This window comes from Blautia marasmi (assembly GCF_900258535.1).
In the GTDB taxonomy this organism is placed as follows: domain Bacteria; phylum Bacillota; class Clostridia; order Lachnospirales; family Lachnospiraceae; genus Blautia; species Blautia hominis.
Map to the genome: position 1 here is coordinate 3,675,831 of NZ_OIWX01000001.1, position 25,874 is coordinate 3,701,704.

Annotated in this window: 20 protein-coding genes; 15 read left to right on the top strand and 5 right to left on the bottom strand. The window is 47.3% G+C overall.

Translation table 11 applies throughout. The features are described from left to right. Positions 1 to 174: 174 nt before the first annotated feature. Positions 175 to 1,428 carry a DUF6076 domain-containing protein gene (locus C6P39_RS15865; RefSeq protein WP_104804425.1) on the bottom strand — a complete coding sequence of 418 codons (1,254 nt, stop codon included), beginning with the start codon at positions 1,426 to 1,428 and terminating at the stop codon, positions 175 to 177. Positions 1,429 to 1,725: 297 nt separating this feature from the next. Between C6P39_RS15865 and C6P39_RS15870 the strand changes: the two genes are divergently transcribed. The 8 genes from C6P39_RS15870 (at position 1,726) to C6P39_RS15905 (ending at position 10,596) form a co-directional block, all read left to right on the top strand. Beyond that, complete coding sequence (locus tag C6P39_RS15870; RefSeq protein ID WP_104804426.1) at positions 1,726 to 2,868, top strand: Glu/Leu/Phe/Val dehydrogenase dimerization domain-containing protein; 1,143 nt, start codon at positions 1,726 to 1,728, stop codon at positions 2,866 to 2,868. Between the two features lie 72 nt (positions 2,869 to 2,940). After that, positions 2,941 to 3,153 carry a 4Fe-4S dicluster domain-containing protein gene (locus tag C6P39_RS15875; protein ID WP_104804427.1) on the top strand — a complete coding sequence of 71 codons (213 nt, stop codon included), beginning with the start codon at positions 2,941 to 2,943 and terminating at the stop codon, positions 3,151 to 3,153. Further along, complete coding sequence (gene vorB / locus C6P39_RS15880) at positions 3,150 to 4,220, top strand: 3-methyl-2-oxobutanoate dehydrogenase subunit VorB (RefSeq protein WP_104804428.1); 1,071 nt, start codon at positions 3,150 to 3,152, stop codon at positions 4,218 to 4,220. Before C6P39_RS15875 ends, vorB begins: the two co-directional genes overlap by 4 nt. Further along, positions 4,221 to 4,961 (top strand): thiamine pyrophosphate-dependent enzyme, encoded by a 741-nt coding sequence (locus C6P39_RS15885; RefSeq protein ID WP_104804429.1) that lies wholly within the window; start codon positions 4,221 to 4,223, stop codon positions 4,959 to 4,961. Then, positions 4,961 to 5,500 (top strand): 2-oxoacid:acceptor oxidoreductase family protein, encoded by a 540-nt coding sequence (locus C6P39_RS15890; RefSeq protein WP_104804430.1) that lies wholly within the window; start codon positions 4,961 to 4,963, stop codon positions 5,498 to 5,500. Before C6P39_RS15885 ends, C6P39_RS15890 begins: the two co-directional genes overlap by 1 nt. Before the next feature lie 4 nt (positions 5,501 to 5,504). Continuing rightward, positions 5,505 to 7,592, top strand: a complete 2,088-nt coding sequence (locus C6P39_RS15895; RefSeq protein ID WP_104804431.1) for an acetate--CoA ligase family protein — start codon at positions 5,505 to 5,507, stop codon at positions 7,590 to 7,592. Between the two features lie 166 nt (positions 7,593 to 7,758). Continuing rightward, positions 7,759 to 8,991: an MFS transporter gene (locus tag C6P39_RS15900; RefSeq protein ID WP_104804432.1), complete on the top strand. Its 1,233-nt coding sequence runs from the start codon at positions 7,759 to 7,761 to the stop codon at positions 8,989 to 8,991. Between the two features lie 198 nt (positions 8,992 to 9,189). Further along, positions 9,190 to 10,596, top strand: coding sequence for a sodium:solute symporter family protein (locus C6P39_RS15905; RefSeq protein WP_104804433.1), 1,407 nt, complete (start codon positions 9,190 to 9,192; stop codon positions 10,594 to 10,596). Between the two features lie 129 nt (positions 10,597 to 10,725). Here the strand turns inward: C6P39_RS15905 and C6P39_RS15910 are convergent, their stop codons facing one another. From C6P39_RS15910 to C6P39_RS15925, 4 genes are all read right to left on the bottom strand, one after another. Then, positions 10,726 to 10,998 (bottom strand): CD3324 family protein, encoded by a 273-nt coding sequence (locus C6P39_RS15910; RefSeq protein ID WP_095171718.1) that lies wholly within the window; start codon positions 10,996 to 10,998, stop codon positions 10,726 to 10,728. A 192-nt stretch (positions 10,999 to 11,190) separates the two neighbouring features. Then, positions 11,191 to 12,153 carry an acetylxylan esterase gene (locus tag C6P39_RS15915; protein WP_104804434.1) on the bottom strand — a complete coding sequence of 321 codons (963 nt, stop codon included), beginning with the start codon at positions 12,151 to 12,153 and terminating at the stop codon, positions 11,191 to 11,193. Between the two features lie 8 nt (positions 12,154 to 12,161). Next, entirely contained in the window at positions 12,162 to 13,508 is a 1,347-nt protein-coding gene (locus tag C6P39_RS15920) for an ABC transporter substrate-binding protein (protein ID WP_104804435.1), read from the bottom strand. A 171-nt stretch (positions 13,509 to 13,679) separates the two neighbouring features. Beyond that, positions 13,680 to 14,615 (bottom strand): helix-turn-helix domain-containing protein, encoded by a 936-nt coding sequence (locus C6P39_RS15925; RefSeq protein WP_158661595.1) that lies wholly within the window; start codon positions 14,613 to 14,615, stop codon positions 13,680 to 13,682. A gap of 137 nt (positions 14,616 to 14,752) precedes the next feature. Between C6P39_RS15925 and C6P39_RS15930 the strand changes: the two genes are divergently transcribed. The 7 genes from C6P39_RS15930 (at position 14,753) to C6P39_RS15960 (ending at position 25,874) form a co-directional block, all read left to right on the top strand. After that, complete coding sequence (locus tag C6P39_RS15930) at positions 14,753 to 17,134, top strand: ABC transporter permease (protein ID WP_104804437.1); 2,382 nt, start codon at positions 14,753 to 14,755, stop codon at positions 17,132 to 17,134. 24 nt (positions 17,135 to 17,158) lie between these two features. After that, positions 17,159 to 17,929, top strand: a complete 771-nt coding sequence (locus tag C6P39_RS15935; protein ID WP_095171713.1) for an ABC transporter ATP-binding protein — start codon at positions 17,159 to 17,161, stop codon at positions 17,927 to 17,929. Positions 17,930 to 17,942: 13 nt separating this feature from the next. Beyond that, positions 17,943 to 18,623 carry a response regulator transcription factor gene (locus C6P39_RS15940; protein ID WP_104804438.1) on the top strand — a complete coding sequence of 227 codons (681 nt, stop codon included), beginning with the start codon at positions 17,943 to 17,945 and terminating at the stop codon, positions 18,621 to 18,623. Further along, positions 18,610 to 19,884 (top strand): sensor histidine kinase, encoded by a 1,275-nt coding sequence (locus tag C6P39_RS15945; RefSeq protein WP_104804439.1) that lies wholly within the window; start codon positions 18,610 to 18,612, stop codon positions 19,882 to 19,884. Before C6P39_RS15940 ends, C6P39_RS15945 begins: the two co-directional genes overlap by 14 nt. 583 nt (positions 19,885 to 20,467) lie before the next feature. Beyond that, positions 20,468 to 22,159 carry an AAA family ATPase gene (locus tag C6P39_RS15950; RefSeq protein ID WP_104805951.1) on the top strand — a complete coding sequence of 564 codons (1,692 nt, stop codon included), beginning with the start codon at positions 20,468 to 20,470 and terminating at the stop codon, positions 22,157 to 22,159. A 126-nt stretch (positions 22,160 to 22,285) separates the two neighbouring features. Further along, positions 22,286 to 22,960: a hydrogenase nickel incorporation protein HypB gene (gene hypB, locus C6P39_RS15955; RefSeq protein ID WP_104804440.1), complete on the top strand. Its 675-nt coding sequence runs from the start codon at positions 22,286 to 22,288 to the stop codon at positions 22,958 to 22,960. Between the two features lie 226 nt (positions 22,961 to 23,186). Next, positions 23,187 to 25,874 carry an FAD-dependent oxidoreductase gene (locus tag C6P39_RS15960; RefSeq protein ID WP_104804441.1) on the top strand — a complete coding sequence of 896 codons (2,688 nt, stop codon included), beginning with the start codon at positions 23,187 to 23,189 and terminating at the stop codon, positions 25,872 to 25,874.

Sequence of the window (25,874 nt, forward strand, 5' to 3'; positions counted from 1 at the left end):
AGCCTCTGCTATGCATTTTTATTGGGTTCGGACATGAAGGGCGCTCCTCCTTTTTTCAGTATAGGGATAGTATATCAGGGGGAGAATACGGTTTCTACCTCAACTTTTTTTCTAAAATACAATGAGGAAAGGGGTAAAATTTTTATAAAAAAAGGGCGATCATTAAATGAATGATCACCCTTCACGGTCCAGTATTTTTTTGAATTCATCAAAAGACAAATCTCCTTTTTTGGCTTTTTCCAAAGCTTTTTTTGCCTTTTTTGCCCACTGTGCAAACTCTTTTTCAGAGGATGGTTTGTTGATGATATTTCTTTGTTTTCTTGCATTTTCCCTTTTGTATGCAGTGCGGTAATAGCGGATCAATTCATCTGCATGGATCTGTTTGTCATAGTAATCTTCCCGGCAGGTTTTGGAGTTGGCCTGGATCCTGGAGCAGTAAAGCTCATCTTTCCTGTTATATGGGGAAAAGAGCCTGCCGCAGTTCTTACAGGGGCGTACATGTACATTGTTGGAGACCAGAAGAGAGAAAGTATAGAGACAGATCGTTTTTATATCCTCCAGGGTAGTTATATCCAGGTTCGTGGTGGTCTCAATGGATGTCTTCTCTAAAGATGCTGCTAGTGCAGAGAAATCCAGGGATGTTTTGGTCTTCTTGATCAGCTCATAATAGTTGGCATTGGAGATAATGCTGCTCACCATCACATCATTGTTGTTAGAAAAGTGAATCTTTCTGTCCGGATTTAGAGCGCGGGTGCGGTCACTTAAGTTAAATATATTTTGGATGGGCTGGTTCCGCATAAAATTAGAGTCAAAATGTGACTGATACAGATAAGCCCTCTGCTGTGTATGGAGCTTAGAAAATTCAGGAAAACTGGAATAATCCAGGCAAAAGGTAACTGCATTTCTCATGGAGGATATGAAATTCTGGAACTCCTCCAGTTCTTTTAATTCATGCATGATGTTTTTTCGGACTTGTTCCCAATAATGCTGCATCTTATCATCACGGTCCGCCTCTGTAATGTCCGAGGCATCAAAATTCATATACTCCCGGAGATAATAAAACTCATACCATTTGTAGCTTGTGAGAACAGGATTCAGGTTAAAAGTGGACCTCCAAAATGGATGTACCCCGGATAAATTTTCGTAAATTTTAACGATAAAATCCATGGTAGTATGTATCTTCGTTTGATCCAAATAATCTTTATCCAGATATTTAAATACTTTGTTGTAATGCTCAACAATTGGGTGGAGTGCCTCTTCACTGTTTTCCAGGAAATCCAGAAAATGCTGCCCGAGAGCTGTCTGGGTACGCTCCAGACACCGGTACTGATTGCTGTCAGGAGAAATTTTTTTGTATATTTCAAAGTATTCCCGGCCCTGGGTGGAATTTACTATAAATCGGCCAAAAATCACGGGTTCATTCAGCATTTCGTGCTTCCTCCTCATAGACAGTACGTTTTTAATTTAGATACTATCCACAAAAATGAGACAAAAATTGTTGAAAAAAGGGTGGAAATTGATATAATGTCTCACATGGGATAGATGTTAGAAAAAAGTTTTCTTATTACTGCTATTTTCTAATATTATAGCTCGAAATCGCTTCTTTTGCAATAGAATTGGCCAATACATGCAATGGAACAGTAAAAAGAATGTTACTGTTCACTCCGTGTCCAGTAACACGCTTCGCGATGCACAGATATGAAAAAAACATTGGGAGGAACATTTATGAGACCTTATATTTTAATTGAGTGGAACGATACAAAAACAGAGGCAAAGGGTTGGTTATGTGTATTTAATCTGGCAAAAGGATATTCCGGCGGGGGAATCCGGATGCATCCCACTGTGACAAGAGAAGAGGTTATCCGTCTGGCGGAGGCAATGGCTTACAAGAGGAAAGCCTGTGAGAATACCTGGCAGGGCGGTGCCAAGGCGGGAATCGTTTATGATTACAAGGCACCGGACGCTGTGGATGTGTTGAAGAGATTTATCATTGCCATGAGACCCTATATTGACGCGGGATTAGCCATGGGTTCGGATCTGGGAACCAAGTATGAGGATGTATACCGAATCTTTGATGAGCTGGGAATGGGACGTCCAATGACAAAATCCATGAAGAATAACCCGATCATCGCAAAAGGCCAGGAGAATGTAAGAAAACTCCTGAAAAGTGAATACGACGGGTTCCTGTTAAATGACCTGACCACAGGATATGGTGTTGCTGTCTCGGCGGACGAGGCCTGGAAACAGATGGACGGTGCGCCGGGCGCTTCCGTGGTGATCCAGGGATTCGGATGTGTGGGACTGAGCTGCACTCACAGACTGCATAAACTGGGTTATAAGATTGTCGGTATCGCAGATGCGAATTGTTTTGTTTACTGTGAGGACGGCCTGGATGTGGAGAGTCTTGTGTCCAATGTTCTGCCAAGAGGAGAGATGGACCAGTCAAAATTTGACCCTTCCTGGGAAGTGATGCCCAACTCCGGATGGCTGGATGTACCATGTGATATCCTGGTTCCGGTAGCGCTGGAAGATGTGATCAATGGGGGCAATGTGGACAAAGTGAAGGCAAAACTTATCTGTGAGGGCGCAAATATACCTGTGGCAGCTTCCGCAGACCCGGGACTTTATGAGAGGGGAATCCAGATCGTACCCGACTTTATTACAAACCTGGGTGCTGTCCGCTTTTTCTATACCATCACCTTTGGCGTCATCGAGCCTACAGCCGAGAATGTCATCCACGATATTGATGCCCTGTGCAGAAGGAATGTGGCGAAAATATTTGAGATATCCAAAGCCACAGGCAGATATCAAAGAGACATTGCCCTTGAGATCTTTGAACCGGATACCCAGGACGAGCCTGAGTGCTAAACCCCAGTTATCATACAGCAGCCTGCCGGCCGTACAGCGGCGGGCAGGGCTGCGGGAAAGGAGAAGGTATATATGGTTGTCATAAAAAAAGAGAACTGCAAATCCTGCGGTTACTGCATCCGGGCATGTAAGCAGGGGGCTCTGTCCGTATCAGGGGAGATGAACAGCAAAGGGTATGCAGTGGTTGAAGCGGATCAGGAAAAATGCATCGGATGCGGAATCTGTTACACCGTCTGTCCGGATTATGTGATCACAATAAAAGATGAGGAGGTGCAGCCTGCATGAGAACATTGATGAAGGGAAATAATGCGTTGGCTGAAGCCGCGATCCTGGCCGGATGCCGTTTTTTTGCCGGTTATCCCATTACACCTCAGACAGAAATACTGGAATATCTGTCTTCCAGACTGCCGGAAGTGGGGGGACATTTTGTCCAGACAGAATCAGAGCTGGCGGGAATCAACATGGTCCTGGGCGCTGCAGCCACCGGGTTTAGGGCAATGACAAGTTCTTCGGGGCCGGGATTCAGCCTGAAGCAGGAAGGAATCTCCTACATATCCTCCATGGAACTGCCCGCGGTGATCGTGGATGTTATGCGCTACGGCATTGGCCTTGGTAATATCACATTGGGACAGGCGGATTATTTCCAGGCGGTAAAGGGAGGCGGACACGGGGGATATAAAACACTGGTATATGCACCATCCTCCGTACAGGAAAATGTGGATCATACCATACTGGCCTTTGACAAAGCGGAAGAATACCGTACCCCGGTCATTCTTTTGAGTGACGGAGCCATTGGCCAGATGGCAGAGTCCGTGAAACTGCCCAAGGGCAGAGAGCATGACCCCGATAAATTTCAGTGGACACTGAAAGGAAAAGATGAGGCACACCCCAACGGCAGAAAAATGACAGACAGAATTTATTATGATTTTAAATATAACGAGTATGATCCCCATATCCGTGAGCGCTATTCTGTGATGGAAGAGAAGGAACAGATGTGGGAAGAAGTTGATACGGAGGATGCGGAAATTATCCTTGTGGCTTACGGGATCACCTCCAGAGTATGCAGGGGAGCTGTAAAAGCAGCCAGGGCAAAAGGGATAAAACTGGGATTGATCCGGCCCATTACGCTGTGGCCGTTCCCGAAGAAAGCACTTCACAAAGCCAACAAAAAGGTAAAGGCATATCTTGCAGTGGAGATGAATGCCTGCGGCCAGATGGTGGAGGATGTGGCCCTTTACGCACAGGGTACCCCGGTATATGCTTATCCGTCGGGAAGAGTCATTGCAGATATGGATGAAATTCTGAGGATTGTGGACGAGATTCGCGCCGGTACAAGAAGGGAGGCATTCTAAATGGCAGTAAAAGTTAGGGAAATACCGAGAAGTATATATGCGGCAAACAGTTTCTGCCCGGGATGCGGACATGGACTTGTATTACGGCTGATAGCTGAAGTGTTGGATGAGATGGACATTGACAGGAATACGATCGGTGTTTTGGCAGTGGGATGCAGCTGTCTTACAAACCGTACGCTGGCTATTGACCTGCTTCAGGCACCTCATGGGAGAGCAACTGCGGCGGCAGCGGCCATCAAACGCTGCAGGCCTGAAAAGCTGGTACTGACCTATCAAGGTGACGGGGATGCTGCCTCCATTGGTATTGCGGAGACGGTTTACACAGCGCAGAGAAAAGAAAATATCACACAGATAGTAGTCAATAACGGCGTCTATGGCATGACAGGGGGACAGATGTCACCTACTACTTTGGTAGGCCAGAAGACAACCACTTCTGTGAAGGGAAGGGACCCGGAAGTGTCCGGTATGCCGCTGAACCTTATGGAGGTCCTGAAAAGCTTTGAGCCTGCTTATATGGCAAGGGGCTCCATTCATGACGCAGCTCATATCAACAAAGCAAAATCTTATATTAAGAAGGCCTTTATGTCCCAGATGGCAGGGGAAGGATACAGTTGTGTGGAGATTTTATCCCCATGTCCAACGAATTGGCATATGTCACCGGAGGAATCCATGAGAAGGATCGGTGAAGAGGTGGTTTCGTATTATCCTCTGGGAGAATTTGCAAAGGGAGGTGACCGGTAATGGAGAAACAATTTGTATTTGCGGGCTTCGGCGGTCAGGGGATCCTGACTACAGGACTGATCATTGCCCATATCGGGGCAATGCAGGATAAAGAGGTCACCTGGATTCCTTCATACGGCGCAGAGATGCGCGGGGGAACTGCCAACTGTACGGTTAAGATCAGTGATGACCTGATCGGAAGTCCGTTTGTGAAGAAGATAGATATCCTCATTGCCATGAATCAGCCCTCCATTGATAAGTTTCTGCCGCAGATAAGTGATAACGGACTTATTCTGGTAAATTCTTCTATTATAAAGGAGGTTCCCCAAAAGGGACATATAAAAGTAGTGGAGATTCCTGCAGCGGAAGTGTGCGAAAAGATTTCCTATGCCAGAGGAACCAACATCTGTATCATCGGGGCACTGGCAGCCTGTACCGATCTATTTGATAAAGAGTGTTACGAAGAGGGGATCAGGCATTATTTTGCAAAGAAACCGCAGTTCCATGAAAACAACCTGGCAGCCTTTCGGGCAGGCTATGAGTATGTAGCAAAGGGGTGAGCCTATGGATCTGAATAAATTACTGCGTCCAAAAAGTATTGCGGTGGTGGGAGCAACGGACAAGCCCGGTTTCGGGCTGTCCACCTGCACCAATCTCCTGAAGTCCGGGATGAGAGAACACGTATATTTTGTTCATCCCAAGAGGAGCGAGGTTCTGGGAAAGGAATGCTACAGATGCATTGCGGACATTCCTGAGAGGATCGACATGTGCGTGCTGATCGTCAATAAGAAAGTAGTGCCCCAAGCGCTGGCGGAGGCAGCAGAATGCGGGTGTAAGGCAGCAGTTGTCTATGCCAGCGGATATGGGGAGACTGGGGATAAGGAGAGCGAAAGTGAGCTGCGCCTGCTCTGCCAAAAGCTGGATATGGCTGTTATGGGAGTAAACTGTGCGGGGTTTATCAACAATCTGGATGATATCTTTGCCTTTGGTATGCTGGTGCCCGGTGAGGCCCGTAAGGGAAATGTTGCTGTTATTTCCCAGTCCGGTAAGATATGTCTGAATATGATGCAGGTTACATATATGAATTTTTCCTATCTGATCTCCAGCGGAAACAGCACTTGTATCCGGATCGAGGACTATCTGGAGTATCTGATACAGGATAGGGAGACAAAGGTGATCGGCCTTTATATGGAAGGGATCAAAGACCCTGTTAAATTTAAGGAGGTATTGAAGCAGGCAGCCCTGGTGCGCAAACCGGTGGTGATCCTGAAAGTGGGGAAAACCTCAAAAGGAAGCGCTCTGGCAGCTTCCCACACAGGGAGTCTTGCGGGATCTGACAAAGCATTTGATGCAGTCGCCAAAAAATTCGGTGTTATCCGGGTGGATGATATTGAAGAACTGGTACAGATGTGCCATATGCTCAGTGTCCTGCCCATGATACCGGAAAATACAGGACTTTCGGCTATGTGTCTCTCAGGAGGAGAGACAGGCGTGTGCGCGGATACGGGAACACTGCTGGGACTTCAATATCCTGATCTTGCCCCTGAGACCATGGATAAGCTGAAAGCGCTCCTGCCGGACTATGCCACACCGGCCAACCCTCTGGATATGTCAGCAACCCTTGCCCATGACGGAGAAAAATATGCTGCAGTGATCCAGGCTATTATGGAAGACCCGTCCATAGGAATGGTCTTGTGCGGACAGACCATATTGCCAAAACACGGTCCGAAGGATGTAATTTGGCCCATGTCAGATGGTATGGTGATCGCAGCGGGCAGGAAGAAAAAGCCCGTGGCGGTCATGAGCTTCTTCAATTCCTCCAGAGATGAGAGGGTGCGTGAAAAGCTGGAAGGTGCAGGTGTTCCCATATTGCCGGCAACAGGGTGTGGATTTAAGCTTTTGAAATATCTCATGGATTTTGTGAAGTATGATCCGAAAGAACATATTCTGGATCTGGCAGTCATGGAAGTTCAGAAAAAGGAGAAAGTCAGGACAGCTCTCAGCGAACATGAGAGCAAGCGGGAGCTGGCGGCAGCAGGGGTGCCTGTACCGCCGGAAGCCATTGTAAGTTCTCCGGAGGAATTAAAAGAATTCGCAAAAACCATGACTTTCCCGGCTGTGGCTAAGATCGCATCCCCTGATATTCTGCATAAAAGTGATGTGGGCGGGGTGAAGCTGAATCTTATGGATGCCGGTCAGGTGGAAACGGCTTACAGGGAGATCATGGAAAGTGTAAAAGAGAAATGTCCGGATGCAAAGATCGACGGTGTGCTGATTCAGTCCATGCTTCCCCAGGGGGTGGAGATGATCATCGGAGTGAATGCAGATCCCCAGTTTGGCCCCATGATACTGTGTGGACTGGGCGGAGTGTTTGTGGAGGTGTTTAAAGATGTGAGCCTTTACCCTGCGCCTTTAAATAAGCGGGAGGCCAGAGAAATGATCGGGTCTCTGAAAGGCTGTAAGCTTTTAACCGGCTATCGGGGCAGCAGACCCTGCGATGTGGATGCCCTGGCAGAATTTATTGTTAAGATTTCCGAATATGCTGTTGCACACAAAGAGACTTTAAAGGAATTAGATATAAATCCTCTGTTTGTATACCCCCAGGGGGAAGGGGCAGCATTGGCGGACGCACTGATCATAAAAGAGCAGTAGGTAACTATTCAGCAGGTCTGCGCATTCACTGCGCTGACCGTAAGAAAGTGTACCATGGCCAAGCAAAAATCTCATCGCCAAAGGCGATTCTGCATGGATTTTTGCCTGTAACTGTGAGGGTACTGAACAGTTACAGCAGTAGTATAAAAACCAGGGAGGTATGTAGATGGGAAATACAAATAAGCAGCATAAATGGATCGCGTTTTTTGTGGTCACCATATCAGCGGGTCTGATATACCGTGTTCCATATTTAAAAACTGTATTTTATGATGCATTGGTGGAAGAGTTTCAGCTGACCAACACGCAGGTGGGCACTATTATGAGTGTCTATTCCATAACAAAAATGATTATTTATATCCCGGGAGGTATTCTTGCGGACCGGTTTGACAACCGCAAGATGCTGGTGGGCTCTAACTTGATGCTGGCACTGCTGACTTTCTGGTATGCCACCATTCCATCTCTGACGGGGCTTATGGCAATTCAGTTCTTACTGGCATTTTCCAATGTGGTATTCTGGGTTTCTGCTGTGAAGGCCATCCGTATCCTGGCAGATGACAATGAGCAGGGGTCTATATTCGGGTATAGTGAGGGAATCCGTGCATTGGCGGGCGCATTGATCAACTTTGCAGCCCTTGCGGTGGTTAACCACTTTGTCCTTACAGAACAGCCGTTGCGCTATGTTTTGATCTTTTACGGTATTGTTTATACTATACTTACTGCTGCCATGTGGCTGCTCCTTCCTAAAAAGAGTAAAGACGAAGCCCCTTCAACGGCAACGCTGGCAGATTATTTGAAAGTTTTAAAGATTCCCGGGATCTGGATCGTAGCATTCCTTGTTATGTGTGCATACAGTGCCCAGGTGGCATCCGAGTACACAACTACATATCTGACTACTATATTTGGTATGACTACCGTGACGGCTGGTATCATTGCCACCATCAGAAGTTATGGGATCGGAATCTTCAGTGCACCTATCATGGGAAAAATAGCAGACAAGACCAGCTCCTATTCAAAGATGGTCATGGGACTGTTTGTGGTGGAGATCATTTTTGCCGCTCTGCTTTTGTTCATTCCCGGAAAACCAAACATGCTGATACCTGCAATTGTAACCGTGATCGCTTTTGCTACTGTTATGTATGCCATTAGGGGAATTTATTTTGCGACTATGGGGGAAGCCGGGGTTCCCAAGGAATTTACGGGTACAGCCACAGGTATTATCTGTGCCATTGGGTTCCTTCCGGACGCGTATATGAACCTGATACTTGGAAAACTGATTGACAATAATCCGGGGGCGGCGGGATTTAAGTTTGTATTTGGGGCAATTATCCTGTTCGCTCTTCTGGGAATTGTATTTGCTCTGATCATTAACCGGATGGGGAAGAAAAACAGAGCCGCATAAAGGGCCAAGACAGCAGCGGCATAAAAAGAATTTGAACTGTTCAGTACACTCACGGTTACAGGCAAAAATCCACGCAGAATGGCCTTCGGCGATGGGATTTTTGCTTGGCCGCGGCATACTTTCTTACGGTCAGCGCAGTGAATGCGCAGACTTACTGAATAGTTACAAGAATTTTAACAAAAGGTCAGGTGAAAATATATGGTTCTTGTACTTATAGTGTTAATAATCTATTTTGCGGCAACAGCGGTCATCAGTATTGTGCTGCAGAAAAAATCGAAAAATCTGGAAGGTTATTATCTTGGACAGAGGAATCTTCCCTGGCCTGTGATCATGCTGACTTTTGCGGCTACCTGGATTGGTGCGTCCTCCACCCTGGGAAAATCAGGCCTGGCTTATGAAATCGGGATGTCAGCCGTGCTGCCCACCTTTGCAACGGTGTTTGCGTTTGCCGTGTTCTGCCTTTTTGCCGGGCGGATCCAGAGGATTGGGCAGAAATATCATATTTTATCCATTCCGCATCTGATCACCAAGAGATTCGGCCGTCTGCCGGCCCTGATCGCCTCTGCCATTATCGGATGGACGGTGATCGGGACTGCAGGTACCCAGATGGTTGCCTCCTCCAAAATCCTTCAGATGGTCATGGCAGATGACTGGGAGATCTCTTATCGGACAGCCCTTGTTGTCACCACTGTGATCGTGATCGCTTATACCACCTTGTCTGGGTTTTACGGGGTGGCTTACACGGATACCCTTCAGGGGATCCTGCTGATCGTAGTCATTGGGGTGGCGCTTCCGGCGGCGGCTTTGGCAAAGGTAGGAGGACCGGCTGAACTGGCGGCAAGCCTTCCGAAACATTATTTTGAACTGAAGTTTGATAAATCCATTGTGTCTTATATGGTTGTATATCTGCTGTATTTTTTGGCCGGGCCTCCATACTGGCAGCGTTCCTTCGCGGCTTCGTCTTCCAAGGTGGCGAGCAAAGGGGCCATAGGGGGAAATGTGATCATCCTGTTTTACAGTTTTGCAGTCACCATCATAGGTGTCTGCGCACTGGTGCTGTATCCCTCTTTTCCTAAAGGGGTATCCCACGAGATGCTGATTCCTCTACTTGTAAAAGAATCCTTTCCTCCTATCTTATATGCGCTGGTGATCACGTCCTTGATTGCTATTGTTATGTCAACCATTGACAGCTATCTGCTGCTGGCGTCCCAGACATTATGTACTGATCTTCTGCTGGCAGTCCATCCCGGGATTAAGCCGGAGACTCAGCTAAAGCTGTCAAAATATTCGGTGGTAGTGATTGGCCTGCTTGCTCTGGTGTTTGCACTGCGGATGGAAAATATCCTGGAAGCGCTGGTGTTGTCTATGTCCTATTTTGCTTCAGCGATCGCGATTCCTGCTATGGCGGCTCTGCTGTCAAAAAAAGCGAAAAAACTGGGAATTACTATGGGAATGATGGGGGGATTTATTTCTTCTGTCGTGTGGAAATCCCTGCTGGGAAATCCTTTCGGTGTTCCGGAGGTGATCGTGGGAAGCCTTATGTCACTGGCTCTTTTGATCGTGGGGTCTGTGATAGATAAAAGAGAGACGGTTTTTCTGGATTAAAAGACCGGCCGCAATTCAGCCGGAAGATAAGTCAATATAAAAAAGGTCAGCATAACGCATTCGTGTAGGTTATGCTGGCCATTTGTATTTGCTGCTGTTTTTATAACTGTAATCTTAATAAACAGTTACCTATTTCCTTTTTTCCTGTAATAAGATCCTCTGTACGCTTTTCAAAGACAGGCAGTATTTATCTGCCAGTCCCGCGGGATCTGCACCGTCCCGGTAATCACGGTACAGCATGGAATTGCGAGCTGCGATCTCCTGCCGGATGCCTGTGCCGTCTCCCCAGGAACGTCTGTGTTCTGTCCTCCTGGGAATATAGATGCTCTCACCCTCCACGTACTGCTGTATCATTTCCAGCAATTCTTTTGGAAGGATCTTATCAGCCTTTTTGTAGCTCATCCTGTCCTCCTCGGTTATTTTAGTTCCAGGATTCGCAAAGGCTATTTTATATTTGGTCATGATCCGCAATAGCCTCTGCTACGCGAACATTACATATCGTTTCATAAAGAAAATGCCTCCTTTTGGTGTTTGAAAAATGGTTTTGCCTACGGTATGATTATACTTTATAGCGGCGGATTTGTATAGGGGAAGTTAAAGCAGTTCAGCCATAAACTGAATCATTTTATCCTGAAAACCGGGAAAGGTTTCGTGTCCGTATTCCGGGTAGATAATCATTTTTTTTGTTGAAGTGAGGGCATTATAGGCGGCAAACTGGGTGGACGGGGGACAGGCGGTATCCTCCAGCCCGATTCCCCATAAAACATCAGCTTTGACCCAGGGAGCCAGGTGTCTGATATCTATATATTGAAGATGCTCAAAAAAATCTTTTTCGTGCTCATGGCAGGGGTCCTGGATACGGAAGTATTCCCACAGTTCCAGATAGGCTCCCTGGCATTCCTGATGGCGGCAGGCACCCTCAAAATCAGATAAAAAGGGGCTGCAGGGAGCTATTTTTTGGATATCCGGTGTTAGGGCAGCGCAGGCGACTGCCAGAGCACCACCCTGGGAGGTTCCGAACGCGCCTATCCGTTCACGGTCTACTTCTTCAAAATCCATTAAGATTCTGGCGAGAAGGGCAGCATCCAGAAAAATCTGTCGATAAAGCAGTTTGTTTTTATGGTCTGTGACTCCCCGGATCACATGGCCGGTCACTGTAGTTCCGTGTACACATCCCAAATCTTCCGACAGGCCGCCCTGGCCTCTGCAGTCCATGGAGGCCACGGCAAATCCCATATCTGTGTACGCCATTTTCTCACACCAGTCCCCGGCGTTCCAGCGGTATCCGTGAAACTGCAGCAGGGCAGGAATGGGATGGGAGCGGTATTTGGGCCTTAAATACTGGGCATGGATCCGACTCCCGTCAACCCCTGTAAAATATAGGTGGAAGCATTCCGTATGCGTTCCCTGAAATTCCGCTTTCTCAAGGCTGACCCGGGGGTCTGTGAGGCTCATCTCCTCTATGGCATCCCTCCAGTAATCCGAAAAATCAGCAGGCCTTTCCCCTATCCCTGTGTAGGTTTCCAGCTCTTTTAATAAAGTTTGGTAGGTTTTCATATATCCCCTTAGTTGTTCATATTAAATTCAACGGTATCCTGTGCCTGTTTCAGCTCTGACTCAAAATCGGCACCTGTCTGGATAATGTTGGAGACTGCAACACCCACAGCATCCACAGCATCATAATAATAGGTGCCTCTGACGCTGACCGGAACTTTTTCCGCGTAGCCTACTATATCCGCGTAAACGGCCTGGCTCCCGTAATATTCCTGGCCTTCGTTGTAAACTTTGCTGTCTTTCATAGGCAGCCAAGTGGATAAGGCTCCTGATTTGGGAAGAATGGTTTCATATAATTCCTCACTGCCGGCAAAAGTCTTATGAAGGAAATCTATAGCCAGTTCCGGGTTTTTTGAAGTGCCGGAAACAGCCCAACTGGAACCGCCGTTGCTGGAATAGTTGGTGGCACCTTCTATCTTGTCAAGTGCAGGCATATTGGTAATGCCCCATTTTCCTGACTGATCTTCTGCGCCCTGGATACTGCCTGAAATCCAGCAGCCGTTGATGGCACAGGCTGCACTGCCGCTGTTCAGAGAACCCACATACTGATCCCAGTCCGTCACTTCACGGAGAATGCCTTTTTTGACAAGCTCTATGTAGACATTCATAGCCGCACGCAGGGACTCGTTCTCCACCATATTGGCACTGCCGTCATCATGAAAGGCAGTGGCCCCTGTGGAACGCATCATCATCATGACAAGTTCCGGGCTGCCGCCGTTTCCTGAGAGCAGGGACACGCCGGTTTTTTCTTTTACCTGTTCTCCCAATTCCATGAACCTGCTCCAGGTGATGTCAGTGAAATCCTCCAGGGTCAGCCCGGCGTCAGAAAGGATATCCGTCCGATAGGCTGCCACGCACGCTCCGTTGTCAAAGGGTACCGCATAGTTTTTGCCGTCTTTCATGGATTCAGCAACCTTTGATTCACTGAACTGGTCAAATGGAATACCTGAATCGCTCAAATCGGTAAAGATATCGGGATAGCTTTCTAAAAACTTTTGATAGGTATGATCCTGGAGCAGGAAGATATCAGGCAGAATGCTGGTGTCACCGGCCAGTGCGGCTGTGGCGATCTTTGTCTCCACATCACCTGAGGTCAGTTCCACAATGTCCAGTTTAAAATCCGAATGGTCTTTTTGATAGATTTTTTCTGCCTCTTTCATAGCATAAATATTGAAATTCTGGTCCCAGGCCCAGACCGTAAGTGTATTCTCATCTCCGTTTGCGGATTGGGGTTCTTGAGTTTCGGAAGCTGTGCTCACTTCTTTTTTATCTGCACCGGTGTTCTCTGTTTTGCCGCATGCACCCATGGAGAATGCCATAACGCCTGCCAACAGTAAAGTTATCATTTTTTTCTTCATAATATTTCCTCTCATTTCTTGAATTTCACAGGACGGGCCCTTTTCCGTTCCGTGTCAGTACGGAAATACTCTGTGATTCACTGTGGTCACATTATAGTATAGTGCAGAGCTTCGATGTCATCAATTCCGGTTAAAAACTGTGCAATTTCACTCATTTTTGTAGGAGGAGGGCTACCAGCCCTCCTCTGTCTGAATATTGTATTCCAGAAGTTTGCGCTCATAGTTTTCAGGATGGTTTCTCCATTCTCTGGGGGAGATACCCAGAATTTTTTTGAAATTGCGGTTAAAGGTGGTCAGGGTTTCAAAGCCTGTTTTATAGGCAATATCAGCAATCGAATCATTACTGATCTGTAAAAGGTCGCATGCCATCTGTATTCTTACCAGATTGATGTAGCGGACAGGAGATATCTTCATGTAAGCAGTAAAAACTTTGCGAAAATGATTCTCTGTAATAAAACAACGGTCCGCCAGTTCTTTAACGGAAATGTTATCAGGATAGTGAATGCTGATAAAATCGACCGCATTTAATAAAAGCGCTGTGAGTTTGTCAGTTTCATGTTCTCCCGGAGCTGGAGCATCCTTCTGATTCATCCGGGCAATCTCCATCATAAGTCCTAACAGAAGTCCGTCTGCCTCCTCCCTGTAGTAGGCAGGATGTTCTTTTGCCAGAGTCAGCAAACGGCGGATAAGCTGTCCTGCAAAAGGAAATTCTTTCTCAGTGAGAAAAAGGGCCTTCTTGTTTATCTGCCGGATTATTTTATCCGATAATAAGGGATTTCCCTGATAGAACTGACTGATAACAGAGGAAACATCCAGAAACAGGTACTCCCAACTGCTTATGGTGTTTAATTTGCTGTTGGTTGTGTGTGGGAAATTTCTGGGTATGATGGAGAACATGCCGCCCTTGAATGCATGTTTTTCATTTTCCAGGGATAAAGTACCTTCACCGAAATAGCAATAGCCGATTTCCATATGATTATGAAAGTGCAGATAGTCCACTTCCACACCATAGCATTGCTTTAAATTTTCCCCCGTCAAGGGGAGCATATGGCTGTCCGCAGGTATTTTGTAATACCGGAATTCCATTTTGGGCTTTTTCTTTTTCATTTGCGTTCTTCCTCTTTTTGTGGTATTAAGTAAGGTTACTTTCATTATATCAGAAAAATCATATCCGAATTTAAGGATTTTTTCATAATTGCCAGGTTATAATCAACTCAGAAAACAGGAAAGGGAAGGATAGCCAAATGCTTTACAGAATATTAAAAAAGGATTTGCTGAGGAGAAAAGGAGTCAATGTGATACTGTTTCTGTTTATCACCATCGCAACTATTTTCCTGGCCAGCAGTGTAAATAATATCCTGGTTGTGAGTTCAGCCATTGATTATTACACAAACTATTCAAAGATCCCCAGTGTGAACTTCATTATGCGGGGAGAAACAGAGAGTGAAAAAGCGGAAAAATGGCTGGACAGCCAGGATGGGAAGATTACGGAATACGGAAAGAGCAGTCTGATCGCCCTCAATGACCAGGATATAAAAATTGTAAGAAACCAAAAGAAAAAGGAATATGATACCGCAGGGACCACGGTATATATAAGTGCTGTGGGAATGGAATACTGCAAGGTTTTTGATATGGACGGAAAAGCTTTCTCCCTGAGGGCCGGGCAGGCTGCCATGACCAGGGATGCTATGGAGAGAAATCATCTGAAGACAGGGGATAAGATTGTGGTTTCCGTGGGTGACACAGAGAAGGAAATGACGGTTTCCCTGCAGATGAAGGATGCGGCGTTTGGGAATGACATGACCGGAATGAACCGCATTATTTTAAGCAGGCAGGACTATGATGCGCTCCATAAAGACCAACATGCAGAAGATATCAATATGTATCTGGTCATGACAGACGATGAGACAGAGTTCGTGAGAACTTTAAATGACCAGGATTTTACAACGGTTTTAAGCACAGTCACAAAGGGCACATACGACATGATCTATTCCTTTGATATGATCATGGCCGCTCTTTTGATCCTGGTAGGTATCTGTCTGATCCTCATTGCACTTCTGGTACTACGCTTTACTCTGGTGTTCACCATGGAGGAAGAATACCGGGAGATCGGAATCATGAAGGCCGTGGGATTCCGGAATTTTATTGTGAAAAAGGTGTATCTCATCAAGTATCTGGTTCTGGTGTCAGCGGGCAGTGTGATCGGATTTGCAGCCAGCGTCCCGGTCAGTCGGTTCATGGTGAAGAGTGTCAGTCGGAATATGATCATGGAGGACAGCAGTTCCAACCTGTGGGTGAATTTCGTCTGCTCAGGGTGTATCGTCTTTCTGGTCATGCTTTTTTGTTACATCTGCACCGGGAAGCTGGATAAGATATCAGCGATCGCTGCTATCCGGAGCGGAAAGTCAGGGGAGAGATACGGCAGAAGGGCCGGGATCAGGCTGAACCGGAGGGGGAAAATGTCTGTGTCCATGTTCCTGGGACTTAACGATATGCTCACCCATATGAGGCGGTATCTGGTACTTATGATCACGTTCTGCATCAGCTTTGTGCTGATCACTATTCCCCTGAATACCATCAATACCATGCGGAGCCGGGAGATGGTAGTCAAGTTCGCCCTGGATCCTGAAAGCGCGGTATATGTGAGAAGGATTGAGCAGCCAAGTGAGGGGAATTATAAAAATAAAGAGGAACTTACAAAAGGAATGCGGCGTGTAGAACAGGAAATGAAAGAAAAGGGATACGATGCAGAACTTACGGGGATTCCGTTTTACTTTCTGAAGATTTCAAAGGATGGAACGGCCGCAGACCAAAAGCTTTTGGTTCTTCAAAATCTGGGACCGGACAATGATTATCTGATTTATGACAAAGGTGAGGCCCCGAGGCTGGAAAATGAGATCGCACTCTCAGAAACGGTATTGGAACAGAATGAATGGAAGATTGGTGACTGGGTGGATATTATGATCGGCAGCAAAAACAAAAAGTTTATCATAACCGGCACATACTCTGACTATATGCAGTTAGGACAGTCCGGCAGACTGAATCCGGTCATTGATATGAAGGATGAAATGCTAGCGGATTACTGGAATATCCTGGTGGATATGGATACGGATAAGACACAGAAAGAGCTGGCCGAAGAACTTCAGGAGAAGCTTCCCGGCTATGAATGGACGGACGCACAGACCTTGGTTGACCAGAATGTGGGCGGTATCCAGGATTCCTTATCGGACCTTCTGCTCCCCATGACGGGTTTACTCTGCGCGATCATCATGCTGATCACCGCGCTTATGGAAAAACTCTTTATTGTGAGGGAGAAAGGGGAGATCGCCATGATGAAAAGTGTGGGATTCAGGAATTGGAGTATCCGGAGATGGCAGATCCTCCGTATGGTATGGGTGGTACTGGTATCCATGATAGCGGCAGTCCCGCTGTCTCTTCTGAGCAACCGGTTCGTACTGAAACCGATCTTTGCCATCATGGGAGCCAGTGTTGAGATCCAGGTTGTACCCTGGCAGGTATACGGCGTTTATCCGGGTATACTGCTTGTGGGGATCATTACAGCCACCATATTTGCAACCAGAAAAGTGAAACAGATCCATATACGTGAAATGAACAATATAGAGTAGAGGTTTGGACGGAGGTAGAGGAAAATGGAGTCATTGAGAGTTTCTAATTTGTGCAAAACATATATTATTGATAAGCGCCAGAATAATGTGCTCAGGAATGTAAATCTGGAGATCAAAGAAGGGGAGATGGTGGCGGTTATGGGGCCTTCCGGTTCCGGCAAAACGACCCTTCTTTATACGGTCAGCGGCATGGACAATGCCACTGCGGGAAAAGTGGATTTCTTTGGGCGTGAGCTGACAAAGCTGAGTGCCAATGAGATCAGTGATATGCGGCTGGAACAGATGGGATTTGTATTTCAGCAGATGTATATGCTGAAAAATCTGTCAATCTATGATAACATTATTATGCCTGCTTACCAGACCGCCGTGGGAAAGACAAAGGCTGGCCGGGCAGCAGTCAATGAGAGGGCAAAGGTACTGATGAAGAAACTAGGAATCAGTGAAGTGGCTGACAATGATATCAATGAGGTGTCCGGCGGACAGCTTCAGAGAGCATGTATCTGCCGCAGCCTGATCAACGAGCCGAAGATCATTTTCGCGGATGAACCCACAGGAGCGCTGAACAAACAGAATTCCATTGAGGTCATGGAGGAATTGAACCGTATTAACCAGGAGGGCACCAGTATTCTTCTGGTTACCCATGATATGAAGGTGGCGGCCCGCTGTGAGAGGGTTTTGTATATTGAGGACGGTGATATCCGGGAGGATATCACCCTTGGGAAATGGCAGAAAGACCAGGACTTAAGAGCCAGGGAGCGTACTTTGAATGACTGGCTGATCAAGCTTGGATGGTAAAGAAAGGATTTGTATGAAAGATATTTTGCTGGTGGAAGACAACAGAGAGCTGGCAGAGCTTCTGCAGGCATTTTTGGAAAAGGACGGATTTTCTGTCCATTCTGTTCCTACAGGGGAGGAGGCATCTGCATACCTGGAGGAAAACCGTGTAAAGATACTGCTTCTGGATATTATGCTTCCCGGCATGGACGGCTTTGCCGTCTGCCGGGCAGTACGTGAGAAGGGGAATATGCCCATACTGATCATGAGTGCCAGGGCGGAAAAAGATGATAAGTTAAACGGGTTTGGTCTGGGGGCAGATGACTATATGGAAAAACCTGTGGACCCGGATCTTTTGACCGCTAAAGTGAGGGCAGTGATGCAGAGAACTTACGGTGCCAGGACAAAGACCGATTACCTGGTATCCGGGGGGCTTACCATAGACAGGAATTCACGGAAGGTTTACCGGGAAGGCCAGGCAGTAGAGCTAAATGCGAAGGAGTATGAGCTGCTGCTCCTGCTTGCTGAGAATCCGGGGAGAACGCTTCACAAGGAGTATCTGTTTGACCGGATATGGGGGATGGAGAGCTTTAGTGAAAACCAGACTTTGACGGTCCATATTAAGATGTTGAGAAGCAAAATAGAGGATGATCCCAGGGCGCCTAAGCGTATTCAGACTGTCTGGGGAGTGGGGTACCGGTATGAGGAAATATAACAGGATATTGGCAGTGTTTGTGTGTCTCTATCTTTTTCTGGCACTGGGAACAGGTATGGTTCTATACCGGATGCAGGGGGAAAAAGACAGAGCATTCCGAGTGGAGATCAACCGGATCTATCAAGAGATATTGGGTGGAACACATCCGGATAAAGTGGATTTGAGCAGATTCAGGGATGTATACAGGATCGATACTCTGCCCCTGGAGGGAGCAGAGAGCAGGGAGAAAGCGGATGTGTTTTTCGGAGATGAAAATGAGGGGAATGTTGTTGTAAAACCCTGGTTTGCAGACAGCAGTCTGAAAGGGTATCTCCGTTTTTCATATAGAGAAGAAAATATAAGCCTGGGCGGTGTGATGGTGACCGTGCAGGCTGCGCTTGCGTTTATGGCAGTGACGGTCATAGGGATACTTCTATATCTGAAATACCGGGTGATCAAGCCTTTCAACCGGGTGAGGGAGCTGCCCTATGAGCTGGCAAAAGGGCACCTGAAAGGGGAAGTGAAGCAGGAGAAAAATAGATATTTCGGAGATTTTCTATGGGGGATCGGGCAGTTAAAAGATACCCTGGAAGTGACAAAAAAGCGGGGGCTTGAGCTGGAAAGGGAAAAGAAAAAAATGCTGTTGTCCCTGTCTCATGATATGAAGACGCCTCTTGGGACCATTAAGCTTTATGGGAAAGCGCTGGAGCAGGGGATTTATGATACAGAGGAAAAAAAACGGCACGCGGCCCATCAGATTGGAGTGAAGGCGGAGGAGATTGAGGGGTATGTGGCGGAGATCGTGAGGAATTCAAAAGAGGATATACTGGATATCCGGGTGAAAATGGGGGAATTTTATCTGGAAGAACTGGTGAAGCGGGTGGCGGATACTTATGTGGAAAAGTGTGCGGTGCGGATGGTGGAACTGGTGATAGGAAAGTATGAAAACCGGATCGTGCGGGGGGATTTGGACAGGGCACTGGAAGTGGTTGACAATGTGATGGAGAATGCATTTAAGTATGGGGATGGAAGACGGATCGAAATCAGTTTTTTTGAGGAGGATTATTGTCAGCTGATACGTGTTTTTAATACGGGGGAGGCGGTGTCGGAGAATGACTTTAATCATATTTTTGAGAGCTTTTTTAGAGGGACCAACAGTATGGGACAGCAGGGGAGTGGGCTGGGGCTTTATATATGCAGGGAGATCATGAGGAAGATGGATGGGGAGGTGTTTGCGGAGAGGGAGGTGGACGGGATGGGGGTTGTGATGGTATTTCGGTAGGGATGGGGATGGGGACGGGGACGGGAAGTGCAAAGGGGATGGGTGGGCTGCAGGTGTATATCTGTGGCCGCTCGACGTTCCAGAACCTGTGAACTAACCTCTAACTGCAACTAAGACGCTCACCAGCGGGTTCGCGCCTAAGTTTCCGTAAGAGGTGGATTTCACAGAACCTTCCACTTAACCTCGCTGCCACAGATATACACCTGCAGCCCACCCATCCCCTTTGCACTTCCCTGGTTTTTTAAGGCGGAAGTGGGAAAAGCAGTTTACTGTAACTAATTCTGAGGCGGTCAGTGTGATATGGAATAGAATGTGTTATAACTGTACATTGTGAGGTGTGCTGCCGGGCACGGAGGTAGAGTGAGGATAATACACTGTACCGGGAGGCATTTTTATGCCGGAGGCATGAAAATCCAGAGGCAGCCAGCGTGATATGGGGTAGTATGCTCCATATCTGTGCATCGCGAAGCGTGTTACTGAACAGTAATGATAATACAGATTGCTGACTGTGGGGAGTTTAGGGGGCCTTGTGTATCAGGAGGGAATCATTTATAATAAAGGAAATGGCAAAGGGGGTGGTTCTGTGAGAAAGAGAATACCGGTTGGATATGAGGATATGAAACGTTTGATTGACGGGGATATGTATTATGTTGATAAAACATTGATGATCAAAGAGCTGATAGATATGGCTGGCAGCGTGAATTTGTATACCAGGCCACGGAGATTTGGTAAGACGTTGAATCTTAGTATGTTACGGCGTTTTTTTGAAATGGAGATGGGGGATGACGGGAGCAGGATTGACAATAGTTATATATTTGACAACCTGAAGATCTCATCATACGGGGATGTATATATGTCGCATCAGGGACAGTATCCGGTGATCAATCTTTCTCTTAAATCTGCAAAACAGCCTACCTATGAGAATGCCTTTAAATGTCTGAGAGATGAGATCGCAGCGGAATTTGGCAGACATGATTATGTTCTGGGCACGGACAGTATGACGGAGCATGAGAAGAAACGATTCAGAATGATCATGGAATGGAAGGCAGAGGATATCGAGTATGCAAGGGCATTGGAATTCCTTTCAGGATGTCTTGCAAAATATCACGGCAGAAACGTGATCATACTAATTGATGAGTATGACGTTCCTTTGGAAAATGCATATTTTGAGGGATTTTACGATGATATGATCACATTTATGCGCTCCCTTTTTGAGTCAGCGCTGAAGACGAATCCTAATCTGGAGTTTGCAGTGATCACCGGTTGTCTGAGGATCAGCAGGGAGAGTATTTTTACGGGATTGAACAACCTGGAAGTCTTTTCCGTGCTGAGTCCGGGATATGCTGACTGCTTTGGATTTACAGAGGGTGAAGTAAAAGAAATGCTGGCTTATTATGGGCTGGAATGTAAGTTTGAGGAACTTAAGCATTGGTATGACGGTTATCAGTTCGGCTCTGCGGAAATTTATAATCCATGGAGTATTGTGAACTACATTAAAACAGCGACAATAGATATCCACGCGTATCCAAAAGCTTACTGGTCTAACACTTCCTCCAATCATATTATCCGTGAGCTGGTGGAGGAAGCGGATTTTGAAACCCGGGAAGAAATTGAAAAGCTTATAGCCGGGGAGGCCATAGAAAAACCGGTACATGAGGATATTACTTACGGTGATATCCGTGAGTCGGCAGATAATCTGTGGAATTTTCTGTATTTTACCGGATACCTGAAAAAGGCAGGGGAAAAACAGGTACAGGAGATCATATATCTGGATCTATCCATTCCAAATGCTGAGATTCGTTCTATTTACCGAAATACGATTCTCACATGGTTTGACAAAAAGATAAGAAAAACAGACATGTCATCCCTCTTTGCGGCAATGGAGAACGGAGACTGTGAGACTATTGGACGTTTTATTTCAGATCAGTTATTGGATACGATCAGTTTCTTTGATTATGCGGAGAATTATTATCACGGTTTTCTTACCGGGCTTTTAAAAACGTCACAGAAATATAGTGTCTATTCCAATAGGGAGAGCGGAACCGGAAGGTCAGATATTATTCTGAGAACACCCTCCGTCAGAGGCGGGGCTGTGATTCTGGAGCTAAAAGTGGCACGTGATTTCGGAAAAATGGAGGCAGCCTGCAAAGAAGCGCTTTTACAGATTGAGGAGAAGGACTATGCAGCGTCTCTTCGGTCAGACGGATACTCAAATATAAAGAAATATGGTATTTGTTTTTATAGGAAAGAATGTCTTGTTATGAAGAAGGGATGATTCCTGCTTACGGAACCGGCAGTTTATCAAAAATTTTTGACAAACTGCCGGTTTTGTCTATAGTAAAAGCAGTCCCGGCATAGTATGATGGTAGTATAAAACAGTGCAAAAAGGAGGGATGCGGGTATGGGAGAATTCCGTACCATTGAAGTAAAGCGGAGCATTTTTGATAATAATGACAGGCAGGCTTTGGAACTCCGCAGGGAATTGAAGAAGGAGAAAGTGTTTCTTTTAAATCTCATGTCTTCCCCGGGGTCAGGCAAGACTACAACTTTGCAGCGGACCATTGAGGCATTGAAGGCGGAAATGAGAATTGGTGTTATGGAAGCGGATATCGACTCGGATGTGGATGCCCGCACCATAGAAAATCTGGGAGTGAAGGTGATACAGCTCCACACAGGCGGCATGTGCCATCTGGACGCGGACATGACCAGGCAGGGGCTTGCGGCTATGGGGACTGAGAATGTGGACCTGGCTGTGCTGGAGAATGTGGGGAATCTGGTCTGCCCGGCGGAGTTTGACACAGGGGCTGTGAAGAATGCCATGATCCTGTCTGTTCCGGAGGGAGATGACAAACCGCTGAAATATCCGCTGATGTTCTCTGTATGTGATGTGGTGCTGATCAACAAGGTGGATGTGATGCCTTACTTTGATTTTGATCTGGATAAGTGCAGGGAGAACATCAGACTCCGCAATCCTAATGCAAAAGTGATCCCCATCAGTGCCAAGACAGGGGAAGGTGTGGATGTCTGGGCAGATTGGCTGAGAGCAGAAGTAAAAACCTGGAGAGAAGAAGCGTGATCATTTTTCACAGAGCTGTTGAATGGAAGGACTGTGAACAGAAACAGGGTGTAACAGTTCAGACAAGCTGAACCATTACGCGTCCAGCCATTAAAAATCGCTTCGCGATGAGCCGGATGCCTGCTGGTACTACTTTTTCATACGGTCAGCGCAGTAAATGCGCAGACCTGTCTGAACTGTTACAACAGGGTAACTGCAGAATGGTATAGAAAGGGTGGGTTAGTATATGGCAAATTTAAGACCGAAAATTGTAAAACTGGCAAAAATGGTGGGCGGTGTTGCGGGGGCAATGAACCGGATTGATGAGAAGGCCCCGGAATATTATGCACTGAATGCCGTGGTGACGGATGATATGGCGGATGTGGCCCTGGTGATGGGGCTTCGCCAGCCGCGTACCTTTGAGTATATTGTGGAAAAATGCGGAAAGAGCAGGGAGGAGACCAAAAAGCTTCTGGACCGGCTTACCTACACAGGTGTGGTTAAGGTCTGGACCGATAAGAAGGATAAACGGGACAGGTATTTTATCAACATTTTTGCGCCGGGTATGCTGGAAATGATGGTAAACAACCGGGAACAGTTAGCCGCGCACCCTGAGATTGGCAAGGCTTTTGAGGAGTATACCAGAAAAAGGATCGCGCCTATGGCCCCTCTTTTTCCGGAAGGCATGGCAATGATGCGTGTGACTCCTGTGGAGAGCGCCATAAAGGATCTGCCCGGGGTTCAGCCCTGGGAAAAGCTGTCTTATTATCTGCGGAAATATGATACGTTCAGTGTGTCAGACTGCTCCTGCCGCCAGTCCAGAAAAGTGCTGGGCGAGGGCTGCGGTCATTTGGAAAAGGACATCTGCATCCAGATGGGAACCGGAGCGGAGTATTATATCAGGACGGGAAGAGGCCGCCAGGTAAGCCGGGAGGAAGTGCTGGAGATCCTCAAATTCGCGGAGGACAATGGCCTGATGCATGAGATGCCTGCCACAGACGGACTGGGGGAATCAGCGGCAATCTGTAACTGCTGCAGTTGTTCCTGCTTTTCCATGCGTATTGCAACCTTATTCCGCACCCCGGATGCCATCCGCTCCAATTTTACCGCGGAAGTGGATCCGGAGGAGTGTGTGGCCTGCGGTCAGTGCGTGGAAAACTGTCCCACAAATGCCCTGAAGCTGGGACAGAGACTCTGTGCAAAAAATCCGGTTCCAAAGAAAGAGGAACCCACAGCCAGAGACCATGTGTGGAGCAAAAAGAACTGGAATATGGATTACCGCGAGAACCGGCAGGATGTGGCCGAAGAGGGGACTTCTCCCTGTAAGACGGCCTGTCCGGCCCACATTGCGGTGCAGGGATATATCAAGCTGGCTGCCAGAGGAAAATATAAAGAAGCCCTGGAGCTGATCAAAAAGGAAAATCCCTTCCCGGCTGTCTGCGGACGTATCTGCCCCCACAGCTGTGAGGATGAATGTACCCGCGGGGATATTGATGAGCCGATCGCCATTGATGAGATCAAGAAGTTTATTGCAGATAAAGAGCTGGACAGTGATGTGCGCTATGTTCCGCCAAAGAGGTATCATCTGGGCAATAAAATAGCAGTTATCGGCGGCGGTCCTGCCGGACTTTCCTGCGCGTATTACCTTGCCATCGACGATTATCAGGTGACTGTCTTTGAAAAGCAGGAGAAGCCGGGCGGTATGCTGGCCCTTGGAATTCCCTCCTTCCGTCTGGAAAAAGAGGTGCTGAATGCAGAGATTGACGTGCTGAGAGAGATGGGCGTGGAGTTTAAGACCGGCGTGGAAGTGGGAAAAGATGTGACACTGGATGAGCTGAGAAAACAGGGCTACGAGGCATTTTACATAGCAGTGGGCGCTCAGGGCGGGCGCAGGCTGAATGTGGAAGGTGAGGACGCTTTGGGTGTGGTATCCGGTGTGGAATTTCTGCGTGAAGTGAATCTGGGCCGAGGCCGGACGCTTTCCGGGAATGTAGTGGTAGTAGGCGGCGGAAACGTGGCCATAGATGTGGCCCGCACGGCAACAAGGCAGGGGGCTGACACCGTTAACATGTACTGTCTGGAAAGCCGGGAGGAGATGCCGGCCCTGGATGAGGAGATCGAGGAGGCAGAAGCTGACCAGGTGGAATTCCAAAACGGATGGGGACCAAAACGTATTTTGACGGAGGACGGAAAAGTAACAGGCGTGGAATTTATGCGCTGCGTATCCGTGTTTGACGAGATGCACCGTTTTGCTCCCAAATATGATGAGGAGGATACCATTACGGTTCCTGCAGACACGGTTCTCCTCTCCATCGGACAGTCTATTGAGTGGGGCGGCCTTCTGGAGGGCAGCAAGGTGAAACTCGGACGGGGAAACACGGCACAGGCAAACAGCCTGACCTATCAGACAAAGGAACCGGATGTATTTGTGGGCGGTGACTGTTGTACCGGGCCTAAATTCGCCATTCATGCTATCGCAGCCGGAAAAGAAGGGGCAATATCCATTCACCGGTACGTACAGCCGGGACAGACCTTGACTTTGGGACGTGACAGAAGAGAATACCACGCGTTTGATAAAAATAATGTGGCTGTGGACCTGAAGAGCTTTGACAATACACCAAGGCAGCGGCCGGCTCACGCACAGGAGAAGAAGGGGACCTTCCAGGATGACAGGATGACATTCACGGAGGAACAGCTGAAAAAAGAGACAGAGAGATGTCTGGGCTGCGGTGCCGTACAGGTGGATTCCTATATGTGCGTGGGATGCGGCATGTGCACCACTAAGTGTAAATTTGACGCCATCCATCTGAAACGTACCGGCCATTCCAAGCCGGATTTATATGAGAAGCTTCCTGTGAAGATCGCGGCAAATGCGGTGAAGAGGACCGGAAAGATTGCCGCCTCCTCCGCAAAAACTACACGGAGAAAGGACTGA

Excerpts from the sequence above, each read along its gene's own strand:
- C6P39_RS15865 (WP_104804425.1), bottom strand. The coding sequence starts at position 1,428 with ATGCTGAATGAACCCGTGATTTTTGGCCGATTTATAGTAAATTCCACC.
- C6P39_RS15870 (WP_104804426.1), top strand. The coding sequence starts at position 1,726 with ATGAGACCTTATATTTTAATTGAGTGGAACGATACAAAAACAGAGGCA.
- C6P39_RS15875 (WP_104804427.1), top strand. The coding sequence starts at position 2,941 with ATGGTTGTCATAAAAAAAGAGAACTGCAAATCCTGCGGTTACTGCATC.
- vorB (WP_104804428.1), top strand. The coding sequence starts at position 3,150 with ATGAGAACATTGATGAAGGGAAATAATGCGTTGGCTGAAGCCGCGATC.
- C6P39_RS15885 (WP_104804429.1), top strand. The coding sequence starts at position 4,221 with ATGGCAGTAAAAGTTAGGGAAATACCGAGAAGTATATATGCGGCAAAC.
- C6P39_RS15890 (WP_104804430.1), top strand. The coding sequence starts at position 4,961 with ATGGAGAAACAATTTGTATTTGCGGGCTTCGGCGGTCAGGGGATCCTG.
- C6P39_RS15895 (WP_104804431.1), top strand. The coding sequence starts at position 5,505 with ATGGATCTGAATAAATTACTGCGTCCAAAAAGTATTGCGGTGGTGGGA.
- C6P39_RS15900 (WP_104804432.1), top strand. The coding sequence starts at position 7,759 with ATGGGAAATACAAATAAGCAGCATAAATGGATCGCGTTTTTTGTGGTC.
- C6P39_RS15905 (WP_104804433.1), top strand. The coding sequence starts at position 9,190 with ATGGTTCTTGTACTTATAGTGTTAATAATCTATTTTGCGGCAACAGCG.
- C6P39_RS15910 (WP_095171718.1), bottom strand. The coding sequence starts at position 10,998 with ATGAGCTACAAAAAGGCTGATAAGATCCTTCCAAAAGAATTGCTGGAA.
- C6P39_RS15915 (WP_104804434.1), bottom strand. The coding sequence starts at position 12,153 with ATGAAAACCTACCAAACTTTATTAAAAGAGCTGGAAACCTACACAGGG.
- C6P39_RS15920 (WP_104804435.1), bottom strand. The coding sequence starts at position 13,508 with ATGAAGAAAAAAATGATAACTTTACTGTTGGCAGGCGTTATGGCATTC.
- C6P39_RS15925 (WP_158661595.1), bottom strand. The coding sequence starts at position 14,615 with ATGAAAAAGAAAAAGCCCAAAATGGAATTCCGGTATTACAAAATACCT.
- C6P39_RS15930 (WP_104804437.1), top strand. The coding sequence starts at position 14,753 with ATGCTTTACAGAATATTAAAAAAGGATTTGCTGAGGAGAAAAGGAGTC.
- C6P39_RS15935 (WP_095171713.1), top strand. The coding sequence starts at position 17,159 with ATGGAGTCATTGAGAGTTTCTAATTTGTGCAAAACATATATTATTGAT.
- C6P39_RS15940 (WP_104804438.1), top strand. The coding sequence starts at position 17,943 with ATGAAAGATATTTTGCTGGTGGAAGACAACAGAGAGCTGGCAGAGCTT.
- C6P39_RS15945 (WP_104804439.1), top strand. The coding sequence starts at position 18,610 with ATGAGGAAATATAACAGGATATTGGCAGTGTTTGTGTGTCTCTATCTT.
- hypB (WP_104804440.1), top strand. The coding sequence starts at position 22,286 with ATGGGAGAATTCCGTACCATTGAAGTAAAGCGGAGCATTTTTGATAAT.
- C6P39_RS15960 (WP_104804441.1), top strand. The coding sequence starts at position 23,187 with ATGGCAAATTTAAGACCGAAAATTGTAAAACTGGCAAAAATGGTGGGC.